Annotated in this window: 9 protein-coding genes; 3 read left to right on the top strand and 6 right to left on the bottom strand. The window is 74.1% G+C overall.

Features of this window, described 5'->3' with window-relative positions; all coding sequences use genetic code 11:
* Nucleotides 1-52: 52 nt before the first annotated feature.
* The 6 genes from ACFCV8_RS22840 to ACFCV8_RS22815 form a co-directional block, all read right to left on the bottom strand.
* Nucleotides 53-3,427: a pyruvate carboxylase gene (locus ACFCV8_RS22840; protein WP_376687258.1), complete on the bottom strand. Its 3,375-nt coding sequence runs from the start codon at nt 3,425-3,427 to the stop codon at nt 53-55.
* A gap of 138 nt (nt 3,428-3,565) precedes the next feature.
* Nucleotides 3,566-4,354, bottom strand: a complete 789-nt coding sequence (locus ACFCV8_RS22835; protein ID WP_376687257.1) for an SDR family oxidoreductase — start codon at nt 4,352-4,354, stop codon at nt 3,566-3,568.
* Between the two features lie 28 nt (nt 4,355-4,382).
* A complete protein-coding gene (locus ACFCV8_RS22830; protein WP_376687256.1) occupies nt 4,383-5,456 on the bottom strand; it encodes an acyl-CoA dehydrogenase family protein in 1,074 nt (357 codons plus the stop codon).
* A gap of 82 nt (nt 5,457-5,538) precedes the next feature.
* Nucleotides 5,539-6,525 carry an acyl-CoA dehydrogenase family protein gene (locus ACFCV8_RS22825; protein ID WP_376687255.1) on the bottom strand — a complete coding sequence of 329 codons (987 nt, stop codon included), beginning with the start codon at nt 6,523-6,525 and terminating at the stop codon, nt 5,539-5,541.
* A complete protein-coding gene (locus ACFCV8_RS22820) occupies nt 6,525-7,694 on the bottom strand; it encodes an acyl-CoA dehydrogenase family protein (RefSeq protein WP_376687254.1) in 1,170 nt (389 codons plus the stop codon). Before ACFCV8_RS22820 ends, ACFCV8_RS22825 begins: the two co-directional genes overlap by 1 nt.
* Nucleotides 7,694-8,542, bottom strand: a complete 849-nt coding sequence (locus ACFCV8_RS22815) for an enoyl-CoA hydratase (protein ID WP_376687253.1) — start codon at nt 8,540-8,542, stop codon at nt 7,694-7,696. The genes ACFCV8_RS22820 and ACFCV8_RS22815 overlap by 1 nt, the downstream gene beginning before the upstream one ends.
* A gap of 46 nt (nt 8,543-8,588) precedes the next feature.
* On the opposite strand from ACFCV8_RS22815, the gene ACFCV8_RS22810 reads away from it, so the two are divergent.
* The 3 genes from ACFCV8_RS22810 to ACFCV8_RS22800 are packed head-to-tail and all read left to right on the top strand — an operon-like array spanning nt 8,589 to nt 11,136.
* The gene (locus ACFCV8_RS22810) at nt 8,589-9,755 is read left to right on the top strand and encodes an acyl-CoA dehydrogenase family protein (RefSeq protein ID WP_376687252.1); all 1,167 of its coding nucleotides are present in this window, start codon (nt 8,589-8,591) and stop codon (nt 9,753-9,755) included.
* Nucleotides 9,752-10,537 (top strand): SDR family oxidoreductase, encoded by a 786-nt coding sequence (locus tag ACFCV8_RS22805; protein ID WP_376687251.1) that lies wholly within the window; start codon nt 9,752-9,754, stop codon nt 10,535-10,537. Before ACFCV8_RS22810 ends, ACFCV8_RS22805 begins: the two co-directional genes overlap by 4 nt.
* Nucleotides 10,534-11,136, top strand: a complete 603-nt coding sequence (locus tag ACFCV8_RS22800; RefSeq protein WP_376687250.1) for a TetR/AcrR family transcriptional regulator — start codon at nt 10,534-10,536, stop codon at nt 11,134-11,136. The genes ACFCV8_RS22805 and ACFCV8_RS22800 overlap by 4 nt, the downstream gene beginning before the upstream one ends.
* The last annotated feature ends 20 nt before the right edge of the window (nt 11,137-11,156 follow it).

Genomic DNA, 11,156 nt, shown 5'->3' with positions numbered 1-11,156 from the left:
GCGTAACACCGACGCCCCGGGGGGCGGGCCCACCGGCCCGCCCCCCGGCCGCTCAGCCGATGTCGAGGAGCAGGTCACCCGCCTCGACCTGCTGGACGGAGCCGATCGCCAGCCGCCGCACGGTCCCGGAAGCCTGGGCGGTGATCGACGCCTCCATCTTCATCGCCTCGATGGTGGCCACGGTCTGACCGGCCGTCACATGGGCTCCCTGCTCCACCTGGAGGGTGACGACCCCGGCGAACGGCGCCGCGACGTGCCCCGGGTTGCCGCGGTCCGCCTTCTCGGCGGCCTTCACCTCCGTGGCGACCGACCGGTCCCGCACCGAAACCGGCCGCAACTGCCCGTTGAGCGTGGCCAGTACGCTGCGGAAGCCGCGTTCGTCCGGCTCGGAGACGGCCTCCAGCTCGATCAGCAGCGTGACCCCCGGCTCCAGGGTCACCGTGTGCTCGGTCTCCGGTTCCAGGCCGTACAGGAAGTCCCGGGTCGGCAGCACGGAGGTGTCGCCGTACACCTCCCGGTGCGCCTCGAACTCCTTGGTCGGACCGGGGAAGAGCAGCCGGTTCAGCGTCGCCCGCGGCGACTTCCGCAGCCCCTCGCGGTCCTCCTCCGAGAGCCGGGCCACCCGCTCCTTCGCCGGGCGGCCCCGCAGCGCCCGGGTCCGGAACGGCTCGGGCCAGCCGCCGGGCGGATCGCCCAGCTCCCCGTGCAGGAAGCCGATCACCGAGTCCGGCACGTCGAACCGGCCCGGGTCGGCCTCGAAGTCCGCCGCCGTGACCCCCGCGCCCACCAGGTGCAGAGCCAGATCGCCCACCACCTTCGACGACGGCGTCACCTTCACCAGCCGGCCGAGCATCCGGTCCGCCGCCGCGTAACAGTCCTCGATCAGCTCGAACCGGTCGCCCAGGCCGAGCGCGATGGCCTGCTGGCGAAGGTTGGACAGCTGCCCGCCGGGGATCTCGTGGTGGTAGATCCGGCCGGTCGGCGAGGCCAGCCCCGACTCGAAGGGGGCGTACACCTTGCGGGTCGCCTCCCAGTACGGCTCCAGATCGCCGACCGCCGCCAGCGAAAGACCGGTGGCCCGCCCGGTGTGGTCGGTGGCGGCCACCAGCGCCGACAGCGGCGGCTGGCTGGTCGTGCCGGCCATGGAGGCGACCGCCGCGTCGACCGCGTCCACCCCCGCGTCGATCGCGGCGATCAGCGTGCCGAGCTGCCCGCCCGCGGTGTCGTGGGTATGCAGATGGACCGGCAGGTCGAACCGCTCGCGCAACGCCGTGACCAGGGTGCGGGCGGCCGGCGGGCGCAGCAGCCCCGCCATGTCCTTGATCGCCAGCACATGGGCGCCCGCCGCCACGATCCGCTCGGCGAGCCGCAGGTAGTAGTCCAGGGTGTACAGCGTCTCGCCGGGGTCGGAGAGGTCCGCGGTGTAGCAGAGCGCCACCTCGGCGAGTGACGTGCCGGTGGCGCGCACGGCATCGATCGCCGGACGCATCTGGTCCACGTCGTTGAGGGCGTCGAAGATCCGGAAGATATCCATCCCGGCGCTCGCGGCCTCGGCGACGAACGCCTCGGTGACCTCGGTGGGGTAGGGCGTGTAGCCGACCGTGTTGCGGCCGCGCAGCAGCATCTGGGTGCAGATGTTGGGCACCGCCTCGCGGAGCCTGACCAGGCGCTCCCACGGGTCCTCGGCCAGGAAGCGCAGCGCCACGTCGTACGTCGCGCCGCCCCAGCACTCGAGGCTCAGCAGCTGCGGCGCGGTCCGCGCCACGTACGGCGCGACGGTCAGCAGGTCGCGGGTGCGGACCCGGGTGGCCAGCAGCGACTGATGGGCGTCCCGGAACGTCGTGTCGGTCACGGCCACGGCCGCCTGGGCGCGCAGCTCGGCGGCGAACCCCTCCGGGCCCAGGGCCGCGAGCCGTTGCCGGGAGCCCGCCGGCGGTGTCCCGGGCGGCAGCGCGGGCAGCTTGTCCACCGGGTCGATCACGGCGGGGCGGGGCCCGTACGGCCGGTTGACGGTGGTCTCGGCGAGATAGCCGAGCATCCGGCTGCCCCGGTCGGCCGAGGGGCGGGCCCGGATCAGCTCCGGGTGCGCGTCGATGAACCCGGTCGTGACGTGCCCCGCCCGGAAATCGGGATGGTCCAGGACCGCGCCCAGGAACGGCAGGTTGGTCGCCACGCCCCGGATGCGGAACTCCGCGATGGCCCGGCGCGCCCGGCGGGCGGCGTTGGCGAAGTCGTGCCCGTGGCAGGTGAGCTTGACGAGCATCGAGTCGAAGTGGGCGGACACCTCCGCTCCGGTGTGGACGGTGCCGCCGTCCAGCCGGACCCCGGGTCCGCCGGGGGAGCGGTACGCGGAGATGGTGCCGGTGTCCGGCCGGAAGCCGTTGGCCGGGTCCTCCGTGGTGATCCGGCACTGCAGCGCCGTGCCGTTGAGGGTGATGTCATCCTGGGTGAGCCGCAGTTGGGGAAGGGTCATGCCGGCGGCGATGCGCAGCTGCGCGATGACCAGATCGCGTCCGGTGACCTGCTCGGTCACGGTGTGCTCGACCTGGATGCGCGGGTTCATCTCGATGAAGACATGGTTGCCCTCGCCGTCGACCAGGAATTCGACGGTGCCCGCGTTGATGTAGCCGATGTGACGGGCGAAGGCCACGGCGTCGGCGCAGATCCGCTCCCGCAGTGCCGGGTCGAGGTGCGGGGCGGGCGCGATCTCGACGACCTTCTGGTGGCGGCGCTGCAACGAGCAGTCCCGTTCGTACAGGTGCACCACGTTGCCCTCGGCGTCGGCGAGGATCTGCACCTCGATGTGGCGGGGATCGATCACCGCCTGCTCCAGGAAGACCGTCGCGTCGCCGAACGCGGAGCGCGCCTCGCGCATCGCGGCGTCGATGGCCTCCCGCAGCTCCGCGGGCTCGGCGACCCGGCGCATGCCGCGCCCGCCGCCGCCCGCGACGGCCTTCACGAAGACCGGGAAGCCGATGCCGTCCGCGGCGGCCACGAGCGCGTCCACGTCCGTCGACGGTTCGGAGGACTTCAGTACGGGAACCCCGGCCTCCCGGGCCGCGGCGACCGCCCGGGACTTGTTCCCGGTGAGGTGCAGCACCGGGGCGGGCGGGCCGACGAAGGTGATCCGGGCCTCCGCGCACGCCGCCGCGAGGTCCGGGTTCTCCGACAGGAAGCCGTAGCCCGGGTAGACCGCGTCGGCCCCCGCCCTGCGGGCCGCGCCGATCACCTCGTCCACCGAGAGATAGGCGCGTACGGGATGGCCGCGCTCCCCGATCAGATAGGCCTCGTCGGCCTTGGCCCGGTGCAGGGAGTTGCGGTCCTCGTAGGGAAAAACGGCGACCGTGGAGACGCCGAGCTCGAACGCCGCGCGAAAGGCGCGGATCGCGATCTCGCCACGGTTGGCGACCAGTACCTTCTCGAACATCGGACTCCCCAGTCGTGTACACGGGTGTGTGGCGTCAGGACGGGCGATGCGGATCTCGGGCGCGAAGCGATCGCCACCGTACCGGAGTGCCACCCCTGCGATCGCGGACGCCCGTCCGCCCATGCCGTCACGCCGTCCTCATCCAGCCCCGCCGGCCGCCTTCACCGCGAGGTAGCGGGCGGGGAACTCGCCGCCGCCGTGCACCGCCAGATCCGCTCCGCTGACGTACCCGGACAGGCCGCTCGCGAGAAACAGGCAGGCCCGGGCCACGTCCTCGGGCACGGCCATCCGCCGCATCGGGACCACCCCCGCCACCGACGCCGCGCCGTCCGCCCCGTAGACCGACGCCGCGTCCGGGGTACGGACCGGGCCCGCTGTGACATGGTTCACCCGGACCGCGGGCGCCCACTCCAGCGCCAGCGCCCGGGTGAGGGTCAGCAGCCCCGCCTTGGCGGCCGAGTACGCGGCGGTACCCGGCTGCGGGTCATGGGCGGAGACACTGCCGATGTTGACGATCGAACCACCACCCTCCTGGGCCCGCATGACGCGGTACGCCGCCTGCGACACGTAGAACGGCGCCAGCAGATTGAGCGCGACGACCTTCTCCACGAACCGGGGCGAGACGGTGGCCGCGTCGGCGTCCGGTGAACCGCCCGCGTTGTTGACCAGCACGTCGAGCCGGCCGAAGCGTTCCACCGCCGCCTCCACCAGTGCCCCCGCCGACGCCGGGTCGCGCACATCGGCCGGGACGAACACCGCCGAACGGCCCGCCGCCGACGGCAGCGCCCGGGGCGTGGCGCGCCCGCAGACCACCACCCGGGCCCCTGCGCCGAGGAACGCTTCCGCGATCGCGGCCCCGATCCCCCTGGTGCCGCCGGTGACCAGCGCCACCCGGCCCGTGAAGTCCCGCCCGCCGTCGGTGTCCATGCCGTGAGCCTCCCCGCTCGGTGCGCCGTCAGTGCGCCGTCAGCCCGAGCCCGGCGGCGAGCCGCGCCCGGTGGTGCGCGGGCGCGCCGAACAGCTCGCCCGCCCCGTGCGCCCGCTTGAAGTAGCGGTGCGCGTCGTGCTCCCAGGTGATGCCGATCCCGCCGTGCAGCTGGATCATCTCGCCCGCCACCGCCGAGAACACCTCCGAGCAGACGGACTTGGCCACGGCGGCGGCCCGCGGCAGTGCCTCCGGGTCCGTGTCGGCGGCGCAAGCGGCCCCGAGCGCCGCCGAACGCGCCGACTCCACCAGCACGTACGCGTCCGCCAGCCGGTGCTTCACCGCCTGGAACGAACCGATGGGCCGCCCGAACTGCACCCGGTCCCGGGTGTGGGCCACGGTGATCTCCAGACAGCGCCCGGCCGCGCCCGCCTGCTCCGCGGCGAGGGCCGCGCACGCCAGGTCCCGTACCCGCTCCAGGCACCGGCCGCCGTCGCCGTCCGCGCCCACCAGCCGCCCCTCGGCGTCCGCCAGCACCCACCGGGCCTGGGCCCGGGTGGAGTCCATGGTCACCACGGGTTCCCGGCGCACCCCGGCGGCGCCGGGTGCCACCTCGAAGAGCGAGATCCCCGCCGCCGTACGGGCCGCCACGAGCAGCACGTCGATGTCCGGCCAGTCCAGGACGTGTTCCTTGACCCCGCTGATCAGCCAGCCGCCGCCCGGGCGCGGAACCGCCTCGGCGCGGATCGCCGATCCGTCCCAGGAACCGCCCTCGGCCCAGGCCAGGGCGCCCACCGCGGTGCCCTCGGCGAGCCCCGGCAGCAGCCGCCCGAGGGCCGCCCGGTCACCGGTGGCCAGCAGCGCCCCCGAGGTGAGCACCGCCGAGCCCAGGTACGGCACCGGGCTCAGGCACCGCCCCAGCTCCTCCATCAGGACGTGCACGTCACGGGCGCCGCCGCCCAGCCCGCCGTGCCCCTCCGGCACGGCCAGCCCCGCGGCCCCGATCTGCCCGGTCAACGGTGCCCAGGCGGCGGCGTCCTGGTGCTTCGTCAGCACCGCGCGCACCGCCGACCGCAGCTGCTCCTGCTCGTCCGTCAGCCTCATCGGGCCGCTCCTCTCGGTGTGCGGTGTGCGGTGTGCGGTGTGCGGTGTGCGGTGTGCGGTGTGCGGTGTGCGGTGCGCGCGGTCAGCCGGCCAGGACCCGGGCCCGGCAGGCGGCCGGGGTGCCCCAGGCGTCGCGCAGCGGCCGGGCCTTGCGCAGCCACAGCGACAGATCGAGCTCATCGGTGTAGCCCACCGCCCCGTGCAGCTGGAGTGCGGTGCGCGCCGCCCCGTACGCGGCCTCGCCCGCGGCGGCCTTGGCCGCGGCGATCTCGCCGCCCGCCCCGCCGTCCCCGGCGGCGAGCGTGAGCGCGGCGCCGTGCACCAGGGGCTCGGCGAACTCGAGGGCCAGCAGGGTGTCGGCCAGCCGGTGCTTGACCGCCTGGAAGGAACCGATCGCCGTCCCGAACTGGGTGCGCTGCTGCACGTAGGCGACGGTACGGGCCAGCAGGGTGCGGCCGACCCCGAGAGCCTGGGCCGCCGTCAGGAGCGCGGCCACCTCCGCCGCGTACCCGGCCGCCCCGGTCACCGCCGGACCCCGGGCGAGAACGGTGCCGCCCACGGGCCGTGCGAGACGCCGCGCCGGGTCGGCCGAGGGCTGCACGGGCCCCGCCCCGGCCGCGAGGCGCAGCACATCACCGTCCACCACCAGCACGGCCCCGGCCGCGTCGGCGTCCAGGGCGTACGGGCCGAGCGCCGTCACGCAGAGCGAGAGCTCCGACGCGCCCGAGGCGACCGGGGGCAGCCGCTCGGCGGCCAGGCCCCCGTCGCCGAGCCGGTCGATCAGGGCCGCCGCCGCGACCGTCTCGACCAGCGGCCCGGGTACGGCGTGCCGCCCCAGCACCTCGAAGGCGACGGCCAGTTCCAGCGGCAGCGGGCCGTACCCGTCGTGCTCGCGCGGTACCGCCAGGGCGAACAGTCCCGCCTCGGCGAGCCGGTCGCGCAGGACCCGCCCCGGCTTGTGGTCCCCGGCCGCCCAGGACCGGATCGCGGCCGGGACATCGGCGGAGGCGAGCAGCGCGTCGAGGGAGCGGGCGAACTCCCGCTGCTCGGCGTCCAGGAGGAAGCGCATCAGCGGCGTCCCTTCGGCAGGCCGAGCAGCCGCTCGGCGACGATGTCGCGCTGGATCTCGTTGGTGCCCGCGTACACCGGACCGGCCAGTGAGAAGGTGTAGCCCTCCGCCCAGCCGCCCGGCGGGCAGTCCGCCGCGTGGTCGGCGAGCTCGCCGTACGGGCCCAGCAGGTCGAGCGCCGTCTCGTGGAGCGCGATGTCCAGCTCGGACCAGTAGAGCTTGTTGAGGCTGGAGGCGGCGGCCGGGGCGGCCTCGCCGTGCAGTATCCGCGAGGCGCCCGCGTAGGAGAACAGCCGGTAGGCGCGGGCCGCGATCACCGCGTCGGCGACCCGGTCGCGCAGTGCCGTGTCCCCGGGGTCGCCGTGGGCCCGCCACAGCGCGGTCAGCCGCTCGGCGGCGGCCGTGAACCGGCCGGGGCTGCGCAGGGTCAGCCCGCGTTCGTTGCCGGTGGTGCTCATCGCGACCCGCCAGCCCTGCCCGGGCTCGCCGATCACGTCCGCGTCGGGGACGAACACCCGGTCCAGGAAGAGTTCGGCGAAGGCGGGCTTCCCGTCGAGCCGCCCGATGGGCCGCACCGTGACCCCTTCGGCGTCCAGCGGGAACATCAGGTACGTCAGCCCCCGGTGCGGCCGGTCCGCGTCCGGGTCGCTGCGGAACAGGCCGAAGGCCCGGTCGGCGAAGGCGGCCCGGGAGGACCAGGTCTTCTGGCCGCCGAGCAGCCAGCCGCCCTCGGTCCGTACGGCCGTCGAGCGCAGCGCGGCCAGGTCCGAACCGGCCTCCGGCTCCGACCACGCCTGTGCCCAGACCACCTCACCGCGCGCCGTCGGCGGCAGCAGCCGGGCCCGCTGCTCGGCGGTGCCGTACTCGAAGAGGGTGGGGGCCAGCAGACTGATCCCGTTCTGGCCGACCCGGCCGGGCGCACCCGCCGCGTAGTACTCCTCCTCGAAGAGCAGCCAGCGCAGCAGCGAGGCGCCGCGCCCGCCGTACTCCTCGGGCCAGGAGACCACCGACCAGCGGTCCGCGGCGAGCTCGGCCTCCCACTCCCGGTGGGCGGCGAACCCCTCGGCGGTCTCCAGGGACGGCAGCGGCGTGGCCGGTACGTGGCCGGCCAGCCAGGCGCGGGCCTCGGTGCGGAAGGCATCGTCGGCGGCGTCGATGTCGAGGTCCATCAGGAGCCCGCCTTCTTCATCGCCCGGATGTCCATGCCGCCGAGCGCGTCGGAGGCGGTCTCGGCGTTGTGGGCGTGCGCCAGGTGGTGCAGGCCGAACACCGAGTCCATCCCGGCGTGCATTCCCTGGAGGTCCTCGGCCTGGTTGACGGCGCGCTTGGTCAGGGCCAGGCCCAGGCGCGGCATCTCCGCGATCCGCAGCGCCAGCTCCCGGGTGCGGTCGGCCAGTTCCTCCCGGGGCACCACGCGGTTGACCATGCCGATCTCGTACGCCCGCCGGGCGCTCATCCGGTCGCCGGTGAAGAGGAACTCCTTGGCGATCCTCGGCGGCATCACCCAGGGGTGCGCGAAGTACTCGACGCCGGGGATGCCCATGCGGACCACCGGGTCGGCGAAGAAGGCGTCCTCGCCGGCCACGATCAGATCGCAGATCCAGGCGAGCATCAGCCCGCCGGCCACACAGGCGCCCTGCACGGAGGCGATGACCGGCTTCGGCAGCTCCCGCCAGCGGCGGCACATGCCCAGATACACCTCGGACTCGCGGGCGAAGCGGCTCTCCGCGCCGGCCTTGTCCGAGTGGTCCCACCAGAGCCCGGCCCGGCGCTCGAAGGGGAGGTGCGCGTCCCGCTCGGGGGTGCCGATGTCGTGCCCGGCGGAGAAGTGCTCGCCCGCCCCGGCCAGGACGACGGCCTTCACCTCGCCGTCCTCGGCCGCGCGGTAGAACGCCCGGTCCAGCGCGTAGGTCATCGCGGAGTTCTGGGCGTTGCGGTAGTCGGGCCGGTTCATGGTCACCGTGGCGACCGGGCCCTGCTTCTCGTAGCGCACCGGCTCGTCGTGGGCAGTGGACATCCGCCCCTCCTTCCCTAACAAGTGTTTGGTAGATTAACGTACCGTCATGAGCAGCGTCGAGGAGTTCCGCACCGAGATCCGCGGCTGGCTGGCCGCCAACCTCACCGGTTCCTTCGCGGGTCTTCGCGGCCGCGGCGGACCCGGGCGCGAGCACGAGGCCTTCGACGAACGCCTGGGCTGGGAGAGGCACATGGCGGCCGCCGGCTGGACGTGCGTGGGCTGGCCCGAGGAGTACGGCGGGCGCGGCGCGAGCATCGAGCAGCAGATCGCCTTCCACGAGGAGTACGCCCTGGCCGACGCCCCCGCACGGGTCAACCACATCGGGGAGCAGCTCCTCGGGCCGACGCTGGTGGCCTTCGGCACCCCCGAGCAGCGGGCCAGGTTCCTGCCGCCGATCGCCGCCGTCCAGGAGCTGTGGTGCCAGGGCTACAGCGAGCCGGACGCCGGGTCCGACCTGGCGAACGTACGGACCAGGGCCGAGCGCGACGGCCCCGACTGGGTCGTCACCGGGCAGAAGATCTGGACATCGATGGCACACGCGGCCCAGTGGTGCTTCGTGGTCGCCCGCACCGAGCCCGGCTCGACGCGCCACCACGGCCTGTCCTACCTGCTGGTCCCGCTGGACGGCCCCGGGGTGGAGATCCGGCCGATCACCCAGCTCACCGGCACCCACGAGTTCAACGAGGTCTTCTTCGACGACGCCCGCACCCGCGCCGAGCACGTCGTCGGGGAGCCGGGCGACGGCTGGCGCGTCGCCATGGCCACCCTGGGCTTCGAGCGCGGCGTCTCCACCCTGGGCCAGCAGGTCGGCTTCCGGCGCGAACTGGAGGCCCTCATCGCCCTGGCCCGCCGCAACGGCGCCGCCGGGGACCCGCTGATCCGCGACCGGCTCGCCCGCGCCTGGACCGGACTGGAGACCATCCGCTGCAACGCCCTGCGGATGCTCGACGGCGTCGCGGCCGGCGCACCCGGCCCCGAGGCCTCCATCGGCAAGATCTTCTGGGCCACCTGGCACCGGGAGCTGGGCGAACTCGCCATGAGCGTGCTCGGCGCCGGAGGGATGACCGCCGCCGAAGGACCGTACGGACTCGACGACTGGCAGCGGCTGTTCCTCTTCTCCCGCGCCGACACCATCTACGCCGGGTCCAACGAGATCCAGCGCAACATCATCGCCGAGCGCGTCCTCGGCCTGCCGAAGGAGCCCCGCCCGTGACCCACCGGCCGACCTACGTACCGGGCCACTCCCTCCTGACCGGGCGCACCGCGGTGATCACCGCCGCCGCGGGCGCCGGGATCGGCGGCGCGACCGCCCGCCGCTTCCTGGAGGAGGGGGCCCGGATCGTCATCGGTGACGCCCACGAGCGCCGCCTCGGCGAGAGCGCCGCCGCGCTCGCCGAGGAGTTCGGCGCGGACCGGGTCGCCGCCCTGCCCTGCGACGTCACCGACCAGGAACAGGTCGACGCCCTGTTCGGATACGCCGCCGAGCGCCACGGCGGCCTCGACATCGTCGTCAACAACGCGGGCCTCGGCGGCACCGCCGACCTCGTCGACATGACCGACGAGCAGTGGACGAAGGTCCTCGACGTCACCCTGGGCGGCACCTTCCGCTGCACCCGCACCGCCCTGCGCCACCTCAGGAACGGCGGCACCGGCGGCGTCGTCGTCAACAACGCCTCGGTCGTCGGCTGGCGCGCCCAGCGCGGCCAGGCCCACTACGCCGCCGCCAAGGCCGGGGTCATGGCGCTCACCCGGTGCGCCGCCCTGGAGGCCGCCGACTTCCAGGTACGCGTCAACGCCGTCGCACCGAGCCTGGCCATGCACCCGCACCTGGTGAAGGTCACCACACCGGAGCTGCTCGCCGAGCTCACCGGGCGCGAGGCGTACGGCCGCTACGCCGAGCCCTGGGAGGTCGCCAACGTCATCGTCTTCCTGGCCAGCGGCTACTCCGCGTACATGACCGGGGAGACCGTCTCCGTCAGCAGCCAGAGGGCGTGAGGACGGTCACCCCGAACCCCGGCGCCGAACGGCGGGCCGAACTCCTGGCCACCGCCGCCGAGGTGTTCGCCGCCCACGGCTACAACGCCACCACCGTCCGCCGCATCGCGGACCACGCGGGGCTGCTCGCGGGCAGCCTCTACTACCACTTCGACTCCAAGGAGTCGATGCTCGACGAGATCCTGACGGCCTTCCTCGACGAACTGTGGGCGGGCTACGAAGCCGTGCTCGCCGCCGGGCTCGGACCCCGCGAGACCATCGAGGGGCTCGTCACCCAGTCCTTCCGGCAGATCGACCGGCACGGACCCGCGGTCGCCATCTACCAGAAGGAGGCCCACCACCTCGCCGCCCGGCCGCGCTTCGCCCATCTCGCCGAGTCCCGGCCGAAGTTCGAACAGGCCTGGCTGCGCACGCTGGAACGCGGCGTCGCCGAACAGATCTTCCGCCACGACCTGGACGTCCGGCTCGCCTACCGCTTCGTCCGCGACACCGTCTGGGTGGCCGCCTCCTGGTACCGACCCGACGGCGTCCACGGGCCCGAGGAGATCGCCCGCCAGTACCTCTCCATGGTCCTCGAAGGCATCACCCCACGCACCTGACCCACCATCATCCTTCACGA

The sequence above is a fragment of the Streptomyces sp. NPDC056347 genome, assembly GCF_042262625.1.
Lineage (GTDB): Bacteria > Actinomycetota > Actinomycetes > Streptomycetales > Streptomycetaceae > Streptomyces.
Note: the sequence above shows the minus strand (reverse complement) of the source record. Positions and strands in the feature narration are given on the sequence as shown.